The sequence below is a fragment of the Actinokineospora sp. NPDC051303 genome, from assembly GCF_055586285.1.
Genome location: NZ_JBVJIN010000002.1, coordinates 193,187 through 209,130, shown reverse-complemented (window position 1 = coordinate 209,130; position 15,944 = coordinate 193,187). Strand labels below are relative to the sequence as shown.

At 69.7% G+C, this 15,944-nt stretch carries 17 protein-coding genes and 1 tRNA gene; 11 read left to right on the top strand and 7 right to left on the bottom strand.

The genetic code is table 11. The features are described from left to right. Positions 1–11 precede the first annotated feature (11 nt). The 6 genes from ACZ6SD_RS02720 to ACZ6SD_RS02695 all read left to right on the top strand — a co-directional run bounded on the left by ACZ6SD_RS02720 (position 12) and on the right by ACZ6SD_RS02695 (position 4,032). Positions 12–764, top strand: a complete 753-nt coding sequence (locus ACZ6SD_RS02720) for a YcnI family copper-binding membrane protein (protein ID WP_465315138.1) — start codon at positions 12–14, stop codon at positions 762–764. 3 nt (positions 765–767) lie between these two features. Then, on the top strand, positions 768–1,313 hold the full coding sequence (locus ACZ6SD_RS02715) for a copper resistance CopC family protein (RefSeq protein WP_465315137.1): 546 nt from the start codon (positions 768–770) through the stop codon (positions 1,311–1,313). Next, on the top strand, positions 1,310–2,329 hold the full coding sequence (locus ACZ6SD_RS02710) for a copper resistance D family protein (protein ID WP_465315136.1): 1,020 nt from the start codon (positions 1,310–1,312) through the stop codon (positions 2,327–2,329). Before ACZ6SD_RS02715 ends, ACZ6SD_RS02710 begins: the two co-directional genes overlap by 4 nt. Positions 2,330–2,411: 82 nt before the next feature. Further along, positions 2,412–2,621: a hypothetical protein gene (locus ACZ6SD_RS02705; RefSeq protein WP_465315135.1), complete on the top strand. Its 210-nt coding sequence runs from the start codon at positions 2,412–2,414 to the stop codon at positions 2,619–2,621. Then, a complete protein-coding gene (locus ACZ6SD_RS02700) occupies positions 2,618–3,145 on the top strand; it encodes an RNA polymerase sigma factor (protein ID WP_465315134.1) in 528 nt (175 codons plus the stop codon). The genes ACZ6SD_RS02705 and ACZ6SD_RS02700 overlap by 4 nt, the downstream gene beginning before the upstream one ends. Then, positions 3,142–4,032: a VWA domain-containing protein gene (locus ACZ6SD_RS02695; protein WP_465315133.1), complete on the top strand. Its 891-nt coding sequence runs from the start codon at positions 3,142–3,144 to the stop codon at positions 4,030–4,032. The genes ACZ6SD_RS02700 and ACZ6SD_RS02695 overlap by 4 nt, the downstream gene beginning before the upstream one ends. A gap of 163 nt (positions 4,033–4,195) precedes the next feature. Here ACZ6SD_RS02695 and ACZ6SD_RS02690 read toward each other — a convergent pair whose 3' ends face one another. The 3 genes from ACZ6SD_RS02690 to ACZ6SD_RS02680 all read right to left on the bottom strand — a co-directional run bounded on the left by ACZ6SD_RS02690 (position 4,196) and on the right by ACZ6SD_RS02680 (position 6,949). Further along, positions 4,196–4,504 carry a hypothetical protein gene (locus ACZ6SD_RS02690; RefSeq protein ID WP_465315132.1) on the bottom strand — a complete coding sequence of 103 codons (309 nt, stop codon included), beginning with the start codon at positions 4,502–4,504 and terminating at the stop codon, positions 4,196–4,198. A gap of 141 nt (positions 4,505–4,645) precedes the next feature. Next, on the bottom strand, positions 4,646–5,536 hold the full coding sequence (locus ACZ6SD_RS02685; RefSeq protein WP_465315131.1) for a phosphotransferase enzyme family protein: 891 nt from the start codon (positions 5,534–5,536) through the stop codon (positions 4,646–4,648). A 42-nt stretch (positions 5,537–5,578) separates the two neighbouring features. After that, a complete protein-coding gene (locus tag ACZ6SD_RS02680) occupies positions 5,579–6,949 on the bottom strand; it encodes a helix-turn-helix domain-containing protein (protein WP_465315130.1) in 1,371 nt (456 codons plus the stop codon). A 216-nt stretch (positions 6,950–7,165) separates the two neighbouring features. Between ACZ6SD_RS02680 and ACZ6SD_RS02675 the strand changes: the two genes are divergently transcribed. The 3 genes from ACZ6SD_RS02675 to ACZ6SD_RS02665 all read left to right on the top strand — a co-directional run bounded on the left by ACZ6SD_RS02675 (position 7,166) and on the right by ACZ6SD_RS02665 (position 9,224). Beyond that, positions 7,166–7,486 carry a hypothetical protein gene (locus ACZ6SD_RS02675; protein WP_465315129.1) on the top strand — a complete coding sequence of 107 codons (321 nt, stop codon included), beginning with the start codon at positions 7,166–7,168 and terminating at the stop codon, positions 7,484–7,486. A gap of 13 nt (positions 7,487–7,499) precedes the next feature. Further along, a complete protein-coding gene (locus ACZ6SD_RS02670; RefSeq protein WP_465315128.1) occupies positions 7,500–7,856 on the top strand; it encodes a hypothetical protein in 357 nt (118 codons plus the stop codon). Between the two features lie 813 nt (positions 7,857–8,669). Beyond that, positions 8,670–9,224: a TetR/AcrR family transcriptional regulator gene (locus ACZ6SD_RS02665; RefSeq protein ID WP_465315246.1), complete on the top strand. Its 555-nt coding sequence runs from the start codon at positions 8,670–8,672 to the stop codon at positions 9,222–9,224. On the opposite strand, the gene ACZ6SD_RS02660 is transcribed toward ACZ6SD_RS02665, so the two are convergent. Continuing rightward, positions 9,221–10,441, bottom strand: a complete 1,221-nt coding sequence (locus ACZ6SD_RS02660) for an amino acid deaminase/aldolase (RefSeq protein ID WP_465315127.1) — start codon at positions 10,439–10,441, stop codon at positions 9,221–9,223. The two genes, ACZ6SD_RS02665 and ACZ6SD_RS02660, sit on opposite strands and share 4 nt — an antisense overlap. Positions 10,442–10,518: 77 nt before the next feature. Here ACZ6SD_RS02660 and ACZ6SD_RS02655 point away from each other — a divergent pair, with 77 nt between their 5' ends. Then, positions 10,519–11,835: a D-arabinono-1,4-lactone oxidase gene (locus ACZ6SD_RS02655; protein WP_465315126.1), complete on the top strand. Its 1,317-nt coding sequence runs from the start codon at positions 10,519–10,521 to the stop codon at positions 11,833–11,835. Here the strand turns inward: ACZ6SD_RS02655 and ACZ6SD_RS02650 are convergent. The 3 genes from ACZ6SD_RS02650 to ACZ6SD_RS02640 form a co-directional block, all read right to left on the bottom strand. Then, positions 11,799–12,473 (bottom strand): NAD(P)H-binding protein, encoded by a 675-nt coding sequence (locus ACZ6SD_RS02650; RefSeq protein WP_465315125.1) that lies wholly within the window; start codon positions 12,471–12,473, stop codon positions 11,799–11,801. The two genes, ACZ6SD_RS02655 and ACZ6SD_RS02650, sit on opposite strands and share 37 nt — an antisense overlap. A 10-nt stretch (positions 12,474–12,483) precedes the next feature. Further along, complete coding sequence (locus ACZ6SD_RS02645) at positions 12,484–13,116, bottom strand: hypothetical protein (protein ID WP_465315124.1); 633 nt, start codon at positions 13,114–13,116, stop codon at positions 12,484–12,486. 1,430 nt (positions 13,117–14,546) lie between these two features. Beyond that, a tRNA-Leu gene (locus ACZ6SD_RS02640) sits at positions 14,547–14,629 on the bottom strand. A gap of 129 nt (positions 14,630–14,758) precedes the next feature. On the opposite strand from ACZ6SD_RS02640, the gene ACZ6SD_RS02635 reads away from it, so the two are divergent. After that, positions 14,759–15,838: a DUF3662 and FHA domain-containing protein gene (locus tag ACZ6SD_RS02635; RefSeq protein WP_465315123.1), complete on the top strand. Its 1,080-nt coding sequence runs from the start codon at positions 14,759–14,761 to the stop codon at positions 15,836–15,838. Positions 15,839–15,944: the final 106 nt, after the last annotated feature.

Genomic DNA, 15,944 nt, shown 5'->3' with positions numbered 1-15,944 from the left:
GACAAATCCCCATGTCGACTTACCGCTTTGTCGCCCGCGCGGGCGTCCTGCTCGCCGCCACCGGCACCGCGGCGCTGTTCAGCACCGGCGTCGCGTCCGCCCACGTCACCGCCAAGGTCATCGGTGAGGCCGCGGCCCAGGGCGGCTACACCAAGATCACATTCCGGGTGCCCAACGAGGACGACGCCGCGGGCACGGTCAAGCTGGAGATCAAGCTGCCGGAGGAGTACCCGCTCACCGCCGTGCGCACCAAGCCCACCCCGGGCTGGACCGCGCAGATCACCAAGGCCAAGCTCAAGACGCCGGTCACCGTGCACGGCGCCGAGATCACCGAGTCGGTCACCTCGGTCGTCTGGACCGCCGCCGCGGGCACCCGGATCGGCCCCGGCGAGTTCGGCGAGTTCGAGGTCTCCGCGGGCAGGCTCCCGGAGAACACCGACCAGCTCGTCATCCCCGCGATCCAGACCTACGACAGCGGCAAGGTCGTGGCCTGGGACGCTCCGCCGCCCGCCGCGGGCGCGGAGGAGCCCGAGCGGCCCGCGCCGGTCGTCGCGCTGACCAAGCCCGAGGGCGACGGGCACACCGCCACGGCGGCCACCAGCGGCGACAGCCACACCGAAGCCGTGACGGCGACCAGCGAGGACAACACGGCCCGCTGGCTCGGCGGCGCTGGCCTCGCCGTCGGCGCGCTCGGCCTCGGCCTCGGCGCGGGCGCGACCCTGCGCGCCAAGCGGCAGGTGGCCGCGGCGAAGGCGGGCGAGTAAGCGGTGCGGACTCTCAGCCGCGCGGTGGCGGCGCTCGCGGTGGCGATCTTCGCCCTCGTCGGGCTCGCGGGCACCGCTTCCGCGCACAACCAGCTCGTCTCCAGCAACCCGGCCGACCGGGCGTCGGTCGACACCGGTCCGACCACCGTCGAGCTGACCTTCGACCAGCCGGTGCAGCCGGGTGAGAAGCTCAACTCGGTCGTCGTGGTCGGCCCGGACGGCAAGGGCCAGTGGCAGGACGGCAAGGCCGCCGTCCGCGGCAACACCGTGTCGGTCCCGGTCCGCCCCCTCGGCCCAGCCGGGGACTACCGGATCGGCTACCGCGTCATGTCGGCGGACGGGCACCCGGTCAGCGGGGAAATCCAGTTCGCGCTGACCAAGGCGGGCACCGGCACCCCCGGCCCGGCGGCCGAAACCGCCGCGGGCGCCGCCGAGGACGCCGAGGGCGACAGCGACGGCGTGCCCGTGTGGGTGTGGATCGCGGGCGCGGTCGCGCTGCTCGGCGCGGGCATCGTGCTGGCCATGCGGGTCGGGGGGTCGGCGACGTGAGCGAGACCCGGACCACCGCGGCGGCCCGGCCGCACCTGGCGACCGTCCTGGTCGTGTCCTCGGTCGTCGGCGTGCTCGTCGGCCTGGCCATCGTCACGACCGAGCCGATCCCCGGGCTGCCGGAGCCGAGCGTGGTGGTCCGGGTCGGCCTCCCGATCGTGCGCGTGCTGCTCGACATGGCCGCCGTGGTCACCGTCGGGCTGTGCCTGCTGCCCCTGGTGATCGGCTTCGACCGCCCCAAGCTCGCCGAACCGGTGCTGGCGGGCGCCCGCCGGGTCGCGATGGCGAGCGCGCTGGTGTGGACCGTGACCGCGCTGGTCGCCCTGGTCCTGCAAACCGCGGACCTGCACCCCGGCGAAGACGTGTCGCTTAGCGCTGTCGTGGACTACGTCGGCACGGTGGGCGCGGGCAAGGCGCTGCTGTTCGTCGCAGTGTTCGCGCTGCTCAGCTTCGGGCTGTCGCTGTGGGCGGTGCGCGTCGGCGAGTCGGTGCCCGCGGAACTGCGGGCCGCGGTCGCGCTGTTCGCGCTGCTGCCGCTCCCGGTCACCGGGCACGCGACGAACTGGCAGTGGCACGACTTCACGATGATCTCGATGGAACTGCACGTCATGAGCGCCGTGGCGTGGACCGGCGGCCTCGGCGCGCTGGTCGTGCTGCTCGCCAGCAACCGCACCCTACTGGCGCACGCGCTGCCCCGGTTCTCCAAGCTCGCCACCGTCTGCCTGGCGGTCGTCACCGCGACGGGCTTGTTCAACGGCCTGGTCGAACTGGCCGTGAGCCCGAAGTTCACCCTGGTCGCGGGCCTGTTCACCACCAGCTACGGAATCCTGCTGCTGCTCAAGACGGCGTGCCTGGTGGCGCTGGCCGGGCTCGGCGCGAACATCCGCTGGCGGCTCATGCCTGCCATCGTCGCCCACAAGCACACCGCGCTGGTGGGCTGGGCGGGCCTCGAACTGGCCGTGATGGGCCTGGCCTTCGGCTTCGCGGTCATCCTCACCCGGGCGCCCGTGTCCTGACAGTTCGCGCTCACCGGTTCACGGTTAGTGCTCCGCGCCCCTCTAAGTGATCGAAGGATCTTCGGAGCGAAGAAGGTGCGCGGTGGCCGACATGATCGCGGTGTGCGGGATGCTCGTCACGTTCCTGACCCAGGGAGCGTTCATCTGGCGGGGCCTGGCCCGCGACCGGCTCGCCCAAGAGCGGGTCCGGTTGACAGCCCTGCGCGCCCTGACCCAGGCCGCCCCCGACGGCCTGGTGCGCTACGAGCGGCGCGGAACCGTGGTGGTTGTCGACCAACGGCGGCCAAGATGACCAGCCGAGCGGTCGCCGCCCGGCGGAAGGGGTCGGTCGCGGTGCCCGATCGCCCCGGCTTCGAGCGGTTCTACCGCGAGCACACACCCCGGGTGGTGGCGTTCCTGCTGGTCCTCGGTGTCCAACTGTCGACAGCGAAAGACCTGACGCAAGAGGCGATGATCGAGGTCTACCGCCGCTGGGACACCATCGACCACCCGAAGACCTATGTGCGGACCGTGGTCTCGCGCAACTGGGCGAAGCACCTGGCCAGCACCGAGTTCCCCACGAACGAGATCCCCGACCGCGCGCCAATAGACGACAACTCACCGCTAGGCGAAGTCCTCTTCAGCGAGACCAGCCAGGCTTACCGCCGGGCGTTGGCCCAACTACCGCCGCGCCAACGCCAGGTGATGGCTTGGACAGCCGACGGCTACCACCCTCGGGAGATCGCCGGGATCCTGGACATCAGCGGGGACAACGTCCGGGCCAACCTCCGCAAGGCGCGGCAGACGCTGGACAAGCTGCTCAGGGGCGACTCATGACCCGCCGCCCCCACGAGGCGCTGGTCGCCGACCTGACCGCCCACCTCGACCTGACCGCGGGACTGCGCGAGATCACCGAGCCCGCCCCAGCCGCCCACGCCGACCTCGTCGCCGACCTCGACACCCGCCTGCCCCTCGACGCGGGCCTCGCCGCGATCACCAACGGCGTGCCCGCCCCACGCGTCCCACCCCGGCGCCGCAAGCGCAGGCCGCTACTCCCGACCCTGGTGTCCGCCCTGCTGGTCGCCATCCTGACCACCACCTACTGGACCCTGGGCGAAGGCACGAGCCCGCCCCTGATCGGCCCCGCCGCCGCGCTCCCGCACCGCATCACCCTGGTCCTGGACACCAGCATGTCCATGGCGGAACAGATGCCATCGGCGGACAAGTACGTCGGCACCGCCCCGAAGTTGGACTTGGTGCGGACCCGCCTCACAGCGGATCTGCGAACCCTCCCCAGCACCACGGAACTCGGTGTGTGGACCTTCTCGGACACCCGCTCGATTCTTGTCCCGCTCGGTCGCCTCCGCGAAAACCACCAAGATGTGTCCAGACAGATCGACTCGCTCCAGCCGAGCGGGAACAGCCGCCTCTACGACAGCGTGCTCGCCGCCTATCTGTCAGCGACGAAAGATTGGTCGGTCACCCGGTCCAACCAGATGGTCGTCATCACTGACGGTGCGAACCAGGGCGACCTCTCGCTCCAGTCGTTACTGGACCAACTCCGGCCCCTGGCAGGCACACGTCGTCCCCTGCCCATTCACTTCATCACCCTGGACCCGGACGTCGACACTGGTGCGCTGCGCCAGATCACCGCCATCACCGGCGGCACGGTCACCGGACTGGGGCAGGCGTCGCTGCTGGGGCCGGTGCTCGACCCGCCGTGATGGGACTAGTTGTCCACAGCTGTGGACAATTTCGGCGAGTTATCCACAGGAAACCGGGGATAACGCGCGTTCGCCGACGTGGTGGGGCCGCTCGGCGTTCGGCGGTGTGGATGACTCAAGCCGGGCCTGGGGACAGTCCACCGATCGGCCCAACGCCGAATGGTCAGTCCTGCTCGGTGAGTTGCACCGGCATGGGCCTGCTGCGGCGGAGCTGGTCCAACCGGGTCACCGCGATCCGGCCCCGCCGGTCGAGTTCACGCTTGGTGATCCAGCCGCGGGCGTAGTGCCGATATGACTGCGCGAGCATGACCAGCTCGGCCAGGTAATCCGCCGAACGGCGCCTGCTGTCCTCCGGCAGGGCCGCCAACAGCGGGAGCTGGTGGGCCACCACGTCATCGAGCATCGCCGCCGACGCCAAGGCGCGCTGGGCGCGCTCGCCGACCCGGACCATGCTGCGCAGCGACCTGACCATCTGACCACCTCGGGTCGAACCGATACCGACGGTAGCTCGGAACCCGGTCGGAAAGGCCGGCCGTCCCCAGTTGCCCGTGAATTCGTTCACCGTGCGCTCATTGTTACGGCCGAAATACGCCGGCGGCCACCCGCGCCGCGCTCAGGTGTAACGCGACCAGCGGGCGGTGGTGTCGCCGATACGGAAATCCCGGAGGCGTCTAAGCAGCTCAGGGCGCACTTCCGGACTGCTGTTCATGATCGGCAGCACGCTGGTGATGAGTTTCAGTTCGCGCACTTCCCGCAACACCGGAAAGCCAGCCCATCGGGTGACGTCGAAGCCGTAGCCGACGGCCAGTTCGCGGTACCGCGCGGTCGGCTCGCCGAAGCGGCTCACGCCGACCGCCAGCGGGGTCAGGTCCCACTCCGGGGGGCCGACGCAGCTTGAGTCGAAGTCGCACAGCACCGGGCCGTCCGGCGCCGGGATGAGATTGCCCAGGTGGGCGTCGCCGTGCACGAACCCGCGGGGCAGCGCGTACTCCAGACCGGTCAACCGGGCCGCGACCTCGTCGCACCGGTCCCGCAGGAACCGCAACTCGTCGCCGTCGAGGCCCTCGGCCTCGCCGAGCCTGCGGCGGATGTCGTCAAGCGGGTCCCACTCCGGCAGCGCGGGCGGCGGCAGCGAATGCACCGTGCGCAGCAGTCTGGCCAGGTCACCGGCGTTGGGCTGCCTGCCGATCTTGGGGACCGCGTCCCACACCGTCGCCGCGTAGTCGCCGACGAAGACGGGCTGCTCCAGGCCCGCGACCAGCCGCACCGCGGGAACGTCCTGCTCAGCGAACCACCGGGCGACCCGCACGACCTTGCGCACCCGGTGCCGCAGCGACACCGACCCCACGATCCGCACGACCACCGGGTCGTGCGCCAGCCGGAAAACGGCGTTGTTGGTGAACCGCAGCAGGCTCGCCCCGGCATGGTCCAACCCGGTCTCCGCGCACACGGCAGCCAGCGCGGCGCGCAGGTTTTCCCTGGTGAACAGCCCATCCGTGGCCAACAGTGCCCACTGCCCTGCTTTCGGCCCAGCCGGAAACTCCGGTCAGGCCACGCTCAGATTGGTGATCTGGTCCGCGAGATCACGCGCGTCCTGGTTGTTGCGGCGCTTGTTCGCCTCGGCGAGCAGCGGCTGCAGCCGGTCCTTGACCCGGCTCGACTTGAGGCTCTCGGCCAAGTCGACCGCGGCGCGGCCGATCCGGGCGCCATGGTCGATATCGCCTTCGAGCAGGTGGTTCGTGGCCAGGGCGCCCAGGTTGAACGCCTTGCTCCTGGTCATCTCCTCACCGTAGGAGTCGATGGCCTTCGACAGCGCCGGGATCGCGAACTTCGTGTGCGTCGGGTCGGAGGTCTGCGCCAGCACCGTGTGCACCGTGCCGATCATGGCGTACACGTCGGTCTCGTTGAAGAACTTGACCCAGTCCTCGGCTTCCTCGGTGTTGGCCCGTGCGAACTCGTCGCGGGTGCGGCCGATGAGCTTCATCGTCTGGTCCTTGTGCCCCATCAGCGCGTACGCCCACGCCTGGTTCGCGCAGATGACCGCGACGGCCAGCTCCGAGCCGGACTCCTGCGCGGCGATCTGGCCGAGCTGGAACATCTTGAGCGCGTCGTCCGGGGACTCTTTGTGCAGGTAGACCCGCCCCATCCGGTACAGGATGTTGGCGACCAACGGCTCGCTCTTACCGGCCTTCGCCAGTTCCAGCGCCTTGCCGAAGTGGTTGCGCGCCGAGTCGGTCAGACCGATGTCGAACGACGTCCACCCGGCCAGGTTGTGCAGGTCGGCCAGCGCGACGTGCAGGCGCTGCTTGACGTGGTCCGGGCCGGACGCGCCGAGCATCTGCTGTCCCCAGGACAGCTGCGCGACCACCGCGTCGCGACAGAAACCGCCGCCGTACTGATAGTCCAGCGACCGCAGGGCTCTCGTCGCCGCCTCCACCTGACGCACATCGGTCATGCCGATCCGGCCGGGCGCGGGGGTCTGGACGGGATTGGAGACCCACGCCCCGGAGTTGGTGCCCAGCACGTTCGCGCCCACCGTGACGGCGGCCGCGTGTGCCAGGAACTCCCGACGCTTCACCTCTTCGCTCTCCTCAGAACGCGAGGCCTCGCGCGTCACCGCGACGCGAACCGCGGTGACTTCGTCATATGCGAGGCCCATGTATCCCCTCGGGACACCCAGTCCGTCGGCGATCCTGGCGAGCACGTCGTAGGCCATCACCTGACGACCCTTGAGGATCTCCGACACCTCGGACTGCGACTGGCCGGTCATCGCCGCGATCTGGCGCTGCGAGACACCAGTGCGACGAAGCAGCCGATACACGGAACTGACCTCCCGCGCGGCGAGCGCGGCCCGCATCTCGGCTTCCTCCCAGGCGTCCGACGGTATGGGAGAACTCTGAGATCCGATCGAGTTCATTCCGACCCCTCACAGTCCGCTGGGCGTCAAACGCAGAGTAAGCGCACTTCACGAGCAGCGAGAAGGGCGGATCGGCGAGCCTGATCGGCCCGACCGAACTTCCTCGACCGCTTAACGTGAAACGAACGCCGATCGGCGCTGTGACACTCCAATCTCGTTCCTCACGCATCAATGTAGTTCGTTGTAAGCGTACGAGCACGGAGGGAAACCGAGAACGTGGAACTGCTCCGGTCGACCACCAGCCCCGCGGCGGGCCAGCCCGCCCGCAGGCTCGACGAGCACCACCGCGATCTCCGCGATGTCCATGACCACCACCACGACCTCCGTGGCGGACTGCACGGCTCCGTCGGCGAACGCCGAGTCTGGCGCGTCAGCTGCGGCGACGTGATCAACCGCGACCGGTGCCTCACCGTGCTCGTCGAGAAGAACAAGGTGGTCCTGGTCGGGCCCCCTGGAGAGACCGCGGTCCTGACAGCGGGCCAACTCGGCCAACTGCGGGTCGCGCTCCGTGAAGCCGCCGAGCAGGCGGAAAGGTGACGGTGACGTTTAGGTGGACGAGATACTCGGCCAGGTCCTGCGCAGCGCCGTGTGGGAGCGCCTCGACATGCTCACCGAACTGGCCAACCGAGCGGACGCGCCGTCCTTGCTGTCCGTCGCGCGGTCAGAACTCCCACGACTGACCGAAGGCTGGCGCGCCATGCTGGCCGCCCACGAGCCGGACGACCGAGGCAACTGCCCGGTCTGCTCGACCCGCTGGCGTCAGCAGAAAGCCCCGTGCTCAGTCTGGCGAGCCGCCTACGAACACCTCGTCGCGGGCGGCTTGGCCCCACAACAGCAACCCACCCGCCACACCCGAGACGCCCCCGCGAAGGCGACCTCCCGCCGCCAACCGGCAGGCGCCCGCTAGCAGGCGATCCGAACTCCGCCGTTCCCCCGGACGATGCGGAGTTCGGTCGCCGTCCGCCTTGGGGGAAGTGTGCCCGCGGAAAGCGCGGGCCGGGAGGCGGACTCCAGTGTCTTGTGGGGGCCAAGCCCCCACGCCCCAGCCGGCGGGCTTCGCCCCCGGACCCCCAACCGGGGTGGCTGGGTTGGCAGGTTTGGCTCGGCCCCGGTGGGCTGGGTTGGCAGGTTTGGCTCGGCTGCGGTGGCCGGGTTGGGAAGTTTGGCTCGGCTGTGGTGGCCGGGTTCGTAGGTTTGGCCTGGCTGTGGTGGTCGGGTTCGTAGGTTTGGCCTGGCTGTGGTGGTCGGGTTTGTAGGTTTGGCTCGGTCTTGGGGCCGGGTCGTGTTGCTCCGCGGGCCGGTGCTGATGTGCTTCACTTCCCCCGACCGGCACCGGTCCGCGGTACCACTTCTCTGCGGTACCACTTCGGTGTCCTCCTGGTTGAGCGCTCTTGGCGCATCGGCCGTCTCCCCGTCGTCGTTGCGTGTCGGTGGCTGCCCGTCTTCTGGTGTCGCTGGGTTCGTGTTGGGTTCTGGTGTTTCGGTTTTGGTACGGGGCTTGGCCTTGGGTTTCTCTGGGGTTTCTGGTGGGGTGGATTTGTTACTTGGCGGTAGTTTTGGGATTTGTTCTCGGAAGTGGGGGGCGGGGCACTTCGAGAGTCTTGCTCGGTCGTTGAACGTGCAGGATGGACGTCAGCGACCAGGAGGAGACGCAGTGGCCAGCCCTACCCCACTTCGCCGTCAGCCCGTGCAGCAGCGCAGCGCCAAGCGTGTGCAGAAGATGCTCGCGGCTTGTGCGGAGCTGGTCGACGAACTCGGCTACGACGGGGTCACCACCACGCTCATCGCCGAGCGGGCCGGGGTGGCCGTCGGGTCGCTCTACCAGTTCTTCCCGGACAAGCGGGCCGTGGTGCAGGCGTTGACGCAGCAGAACCTCGACCACTTCATGACCGAGATCGCCCGCAGGCTTGACGAGGCCGACCTCGCGCACTGGTGGGACGGGGCCGACGTCATCTTCGACATCTACGTCGAGATGTACCGCGAGATCCCCGGGTTCCGGCGGATCCGGTTCGGCGACGAGGTCGACCTGCGGCTCATCGACGGCAGGCGGGACAACAACACCGTGATCGCCGAAACCATGGCCGGGTTGCTGGCGAACCGGTTCCAGATCCCGCTGGAGGAGATCCGGCTGCCGGTCGCGGTGGCCAACGAGATCGCCGACGGCATCCTCAACCTGGCCTTCCGGCGCAAGCTGTTCCCCGAGGACACCATCATCAGCGAAGCCAAGATGGTCGTGCGCGGCTACCTGTCCGGGCAGATGGAGGCTTCGCGCTAGCCGAAGTCGCGACCTTCGCCGCGGTAGGTGGGTGTGGCGCCGGTGACCCGGTCGCCCTCGATGAGGTGGTAGTCGGCAAACCGCTCGGCCAGCTCGCCCGCCTTCGCGTGGCGCAGCCACACCCGGTCGCCGACCCGCAGGGCGTCGGCGCCGGGGCCCGCGACCGGGGTCTGCACCTCGCCCGCGCCTTCCATGGCCGTCAGTTTCAAGCCTTCCGGCAGGTAGAGCCGCGGCAGGCGGGCGTGGTTCGCGGGACCGGAGGCCGGGTAGCCGCCGCCGAACAGGGTGGCCAGCCCCGGGCCGGGTTTGCGGACCACCGGCGCCGCGTAGAGCACGGCGGGGGCCGGGCTGAAGCGGCTGTAGTTGTCGAACAGGGTCGGGCCGATCAGTCCGGAGCCCGCGCCGATCTCGGTGACCGAGCGGTCGGCGCGGGTCACCTCGATGCTGCCGGTGCCGCCGCCGTTGACGAACTCCAGGTGGCACAGCGCGGTCACCGCCCGCACCGCGGCGCCGCGGCGACGGACCAGTTCGCGCGCCGAACGGTCTTGCATCCACCGTCGAGCGGCGCCGAGCAGCGGGTTGCCCGAGGGCACATCGCCCAGCCCGGCGATCTGGCCCTCGTATCCCATCACCCCGACCAGCCGGAAACCCGGCCTGGATAACACGGTCTCGGCCAGGGCGCGCGCCTGCTCCGCGGTGAACACCGGGGAGCGGTGTGTCCCGATGTGCACCTTCCGGCTGCCGAACACCGGACGCCAGGACACGTCCAGTTCCAGGCACACGCGGATCTCGGGGTGGCCCGCGCCGAGCGCGGCGTCCACCAGGTCCAGGTGCGCGATGGAATCGACGGTGATCGACACCGTGCGGCGGGCGCGGTCGTCGGCGGCGAGGTCGCGCAGCGCGGCCTGGTCGACGGTCGGGTAGGCGACCAGGATGTCGGTTTCCGCGAGATCGGTGTCCGCCCAGGTGCGGATGAGCCACAGCGCTTCGCGGAGGGCGTAGCTCATGACCCCCTGGAACCCTGGCGCGCGCAGGACCCGCTCAAGCAGGTACCGGCAGCGCACCGACTTGCTGGCCACCCGGATGGGCTTGCCATCGGCCCGGCGCGTCAGGTCGGCGGCGTTGCGGTCGAACGCGTCGAGATCGACCACGGCCAGTGGCGGGTCGAGGTGCCTGGTCGCTCCATCGAGACGACGGCGCAGCGCGGTCGGGGACACGACGACAACGGTACGACACCGACACTTGAAATGTGAAGACGTTTCACTTAACTTCATCGGACAATGGGGAGGTGCGGATGACGGGCGCGGCATGGCGCAACTGGGCAGGCACCGAGACCGCGGTCGCGGCGGCGGTGCGGCGGCCGCGGGACACCGCCGAGATCAGCGCGGCCGTCACCTGGGCCGCCGAGCGCGGCACGACCGTGCGCGCCCGGGGCAGCGGCCACTCGTTCACCGCTGTCGGCGCCGCGCACGGCTTGGCGCTCGACCTGTCCCACTGGACCGGCATCGCGGCCGCCGACCGGGAGACCGGCGAGGTGACCGTCCGCGCGGGCACCACCCTCGCCGCCCTCAACGCCGAACTCGACGGCCTCGGCCGGGCCATGGCCAACCTGGGCGACATCGACGCGCAGACGATCTCCGGCGCGATCTCCACCGGCACGCACGGCACCGGCGCGCGGCTGGGCGGCCTCGCGACGCAGGTCAGCGGCCTGGAACTGGTCCTGGCGGACGGGTCGGCAGTCCGCTGCTCCGCGACCGAGCGCCCGGACCTGTTCGCCGCGGCCCGGGTCGGCCTCGGCGCGCTCGGCGTCATCAGCACGGTGACGCTGCGGACCGAGCCGTCGTTCACGCTGGCCGCGCAGGAGCGGCCGGAGCCGCTGGACGCGGTGCTCGACCGGCTCGACGAGCACTGCGCGACCAATGATCATTTCGAGTTCTACTGGTTCCCCTACGGCCGCAATGCGTTGACCAAGCGCAACAACCGGTTGCCCGCCGGAACCGCGCCGCAACCACTGAGTCCGCTGCGGAAGTTCGTGGAGTACGAAGTCCTGGAAAACGCCGCGTTCGGCGCGCTGTGCCGAATCGGCCGCCGCGCGCCGAGTCTCGTGCGCCCGATGAACAAACTGTCCGCGTCAGTGCTGTCGCCGCGCTCTTACAGCGATGTCTCGCACAAGGTGTTCGTCACGAACCGGCGTGTGCGTTTTGTCGAGTCGGAGTACGCGATTCCGCGGGCGGCGCTGGGCGAAGTGCTGGCGGAACTGCGGGTCCGGGTGCCCGCGCTCACCGATCCGGTGATGTTCCCGGTCGAGGTGCGGGTGGCGGCGCGGGACGACATCTGGCTGTCGACGGCGTATGGGCGCGACTCGGCGTACCTCGCCGTGCACCAGTACGTCGGTATGCCCTATCGGGCGTACTTCGACTTGTTCGAGGCGGTTGTGGGCGCGGTGGGCGGTCGGCCGCATTGGGGCAAGATGCATTCGCTTGACGCGGCGGCGTTGCGCGCCCGGTACCCGAGGTTCGCCGACTTCCTCCGTGTCCGGTCCGAAGTGGACCCGGATCGCCGGTTCTCGAACCCTTACTGCGACAGGGTGTTCGGCGCGACGACGGCCTGAACCGCGTCGGTGATCGGGGTGTCGCCCGCGACCAGTTCGAGGGTGAGCCCGGACGAGTCGACCTCGTCCAGCAGCGCCAGCACCACGGCGGCGACGTCGGCGCGGCTCACCGATCCGGCGTCGACGGACTGGCCCAGCCGCACCCGCCCGGTCATCGGGTCGTCGGTGAGCCTGCCGGGCCGCAGGATCGTCCAATCGAGATCGCGGGCGCGCAGGTCCTGTTCTGCCGCGGCCTTGGCGCGCAGGTAAGCGGCGAACACCGCGTCTGTCGCGGGGTCGTCGGCGCGGTCGAGGCCCATGGCGCTGATCTGGAGGTAGCGCAGCACACCGGCCAGCCGCGCGGCTTCGGCGACCAACGCGGACGCGGCCCGGTCGACGGTGTCCTTGCGGGCGATGCCGCTGCCCGGCCCGGCGCCAGCGGCGAACACGACGGCGTCGGCCCCGGCGAGGAACGCGGCCGTCTGCTCGGCCTCGGCCTTTTCGAGGTCGAGGACCACCGCGTCGCCACCGTGGGCGCGCACATCTTCGACGTGGTCGGGGTTGCGGACCAACCCGATCACGGTGTCGCCTCGGTCGGCGGCGAGCCTGGTGAGCAGCAGCGCGATCTTGCCGTGTCCCCCGGCTATGACGAGTCGCATGTGGACGACCCTACGACGAGGACGGCACCGTCGCCGTGTCGAGGATTTGGTCGTAGGCGAGCTCGCTGACCCACCGGTACAGCGCGTCGGCCTCCGGGAACGCCCGGTCCTGCCGCCCCGGCAGGTCGAGGTCGACCTGGGCGTCGGGCTCGGCGCTGACGATCGCGACCCCGTAGGCGCGGGCTCGGGGCAGGCAGTTGGCGAGGTAGTCGTGGGTGAGCACCGCCGAGGTCGGCAACACCATCGCGGCGTCCCCAAACCGAAGGAACGGCACCGCGTTCGCCAACCCCGTGCGCCAGTGCCGCGCGACCGCGATGGCCCCCACCACCCGAACGGCGGGCTCAGGCACCCGACCGTGCAGTTCGGGGAACGCCCAAGTGGCCACACTGGCCCGATCGGTGACCGGCTCCTGCCCGAGGCAGATCCGCTCGGCGTGCACATCGGCCTTCAACTCGGCGACCAGACACACCCGCCGCCCGAACAACGTCATCTCGGGCAGCACCACCCCCGGCCAGCTCAACGCCCCCACCGCGGAAGCAGCCAACTCGTCCACCCCGGCTGGCAACTCGACCGGCGGAGTGAGCTGCGCAGGCAGTGCCTTGAGATTCTCGGTTACCGCTGTGCGCCCTGGAATGCCGGTCACGAACTTCCGCCCTTCTCTTCCACCGGAGCCAGCCGCATCAGGTTGCGTGCCGGTCAACGCGGTGTCGATTGGTACTTCAATTGAGTACCAGGAAGCCCCCAGCGATTAAGAGGGTGAACCACCCCCCGTGCGACCGGCGGCGCGAAGCGGTCGGTGACCGGTCGCCGACCGGTATTCAGACTTCGGCCCGGCTGTGCTGCCGTCCGGGTGAGCCCCCGGCCAGGCGGTTGACCGGAAAACTACCCACAGTGCCCCAACGAACAACCCAGCCCCCAGGTTCCCCGCCTCCCCCATTCCCCCATCCGGCCCACACCCCCTACCCCCACCCGGCCGACCCCACCCCACCCGCAAACCCCACCCCTGTCATTTTCCCCAAATCGCTCCCCCTTTTCCCCACCCCAAACCCCAAACACCCCATGACCCCACCCCACCCAATCCCGCCAACGCCCCACCCCCCAACAGCAACACCCCCACCAAGAGACGAACGGCCAGCCGAACGGACCTCCGCAAAACCAACCCCAAGATCCATCCAAAACCCAACCCAACCCCGAACCACCCGCAAGCAAGCCACCCCACACGCACACAGCCGCACACGACCGAGCAGGCGGGCTGCTGGAAGGCGCACCCCTGACAAGACAGAACCAACGAACGACCGGAGCCCCCAAGGGACCAAGCGAGGGACGAACGGCAAGGGAAGGAGAGCAAGGGTTGCGGGACCGGAGGGGTTGCGGGAGCAGGGAGAGACCGGAAGTAGCGCAAAGCAGGACCAGAGAAACGACGGCAGGGACGCCCTCAAGAGGGCAGAGACAGCGGGCAGGATCTGCCAAGGGACCGAGGGAGGGAGGGACCGAGGAAGGAAGAGGGAAGGAGAGCGAGCGGGAGCGAGGGAGCGAGCCAGGGGCGAGGAGGAAGGGGCGAGGAGGAAGGGAACGACGAGCGAACGAGCAGGCGCGGAGCGCGTGAGAGCGAGGAAGAGCCGGAGGGCGGAGGGCGGAGGAGAGGCGAAGGGCGGAGGCCGGACGAACCGACGAACCGACGAACCGCCATAAGGGGAGGCACCGAGGCATGGACGGAGGCAAGACGAGGCCGTAAGCGAGAGGAGAGGAAAGACAGGACCGAGAAGACCGGGGAAGAAGAGACAGGCACGGGAGGAAGCCGCCAGAGGGCAAGCCGCAGCGAACTGCCGACCAGGAGGCCGCGAGGCACAAGGCCGAAGCAAGTCCCCAAGGACCACTGCGAAGACTTCACGGCCACTACGAGGCAGCGCAGGCCCAGCCCAAACAACCCCGACTCACAAACCCCGATGCGCGAAGCGCGAGCCCCGCTGGTTCAGCACCAACCGCACCGTGGGGGTCTGGGGGGTCGCCCCCCAGAAACAACAGCGGCCGACCCGGCTCGCGCTTTCCGCGAGCATGGGTCAGCCGAGGCCGTGGGCGAGGGGGGAGTTGAACCCCCACGTCCTTTCGGACACACGGACCTGAACCGTGCGCGTCTGCCATTCCGCCACTCGCCCGAGTGGTGGTGTCCCTCAGTGGGACATGCGAAAGACTAGCACGCCCGAAAACCTGGTTTGCACATACCCGTGTCCTGCATGGCGCGCCCGGATACGATCGGTGCAGGAGCACACGTGGAGGGAGGGCTCATGGGCATCGGACAGCGGCTGAACCGCAAGCTTGAGGACGTCGTGGGCAACACCTTCGCGCGCGTGTTCGGTGGCAACGTCGTGCCCCAGGAAGTGGCGCAGGCGCTGCAGCGTGAAGGCGAGGACAACGTCCGCGAGTTGGCTGGTGGGAGGCTGTTGGCGCCCAACCACTACGTGGTGCAACTGGGCCCGGCCGACCACCAGAACTTCGCGGGCGACGAAGAGCGCATGAAAACGCTGCTCGCGGACTGTGTGGCGGAACATCTCGCCGAGCACGGATGGGACACCTATGGTGACGTCGTAGTCTCCCTGGAGCGCTCCGACGCGCTGCACACCGGACAGTTCCGAACCCGCTCGTCCGTCGACCCCGACGTGAAGCCTCACGTCGTGGGTGCAGGCCAACCGGCAGGCAGACGGCAGGCACAACCCCGCAACGCAGGAGACCCATCCATGAGCCAGCCTCCCGGCTACGGCCAGGCGCCAGAGAGCGACCCGTACGGACAGCAGCAGTACGGGTACGGCCAGCAGGGCGCGTACGGCAACGATCCCAACTACGGTCAGGGCTACGGCCAGCAGCCGCAGCAAGGTGGCTACGACCAGCAGGGCTACGGCCAGCAGGGCGGCTACGACCAGGGCTACGGCCAGCAGGGCTACGACCAGGGTTACGGCCAGCAGCAGGGCTACGGCCAGCAGGGCGGCTACGACCAGGGTTACGGCCAGCAGGCCTACGGCCAGGACCCGTACGCCCAGCAGGGGTACGCCCCGCCCGCTGTGCAGACCGGTCCCCGGCAGCTTTCGGCGAGTCTGCAGCTTGACGACGGCTCGAACCGCAACTACTCGCTCAAGCAGGGCGGGAACGTGGTCGGCCGCGGTCAGGACGCCGATTTCCGGTTGCCGGACACCGGTGTGTCGCGGCGGCACCTGGAGATCACCTGGGACGGTCAGAGTGCCACCCTCGCCGACCTGGGGTCGACGAACGGCACCACCGTCAACGGAACTCCGGTGCAGACGTGGCAGCTCGCCGACGGCGACGTCGTCCGGATCGGCCACTCGTCGCTGGTGTTCCGTACCCAGGGCTGAGTGGAAGGGTCGGGCCGGGCGAGCAACGCGCGAGGTCGACCAGACGTCTTGAGGGCTGTCCGGGGCGCACGCCCGGGCAGTCCTCATGTCGAGTTGGACGCGCGTC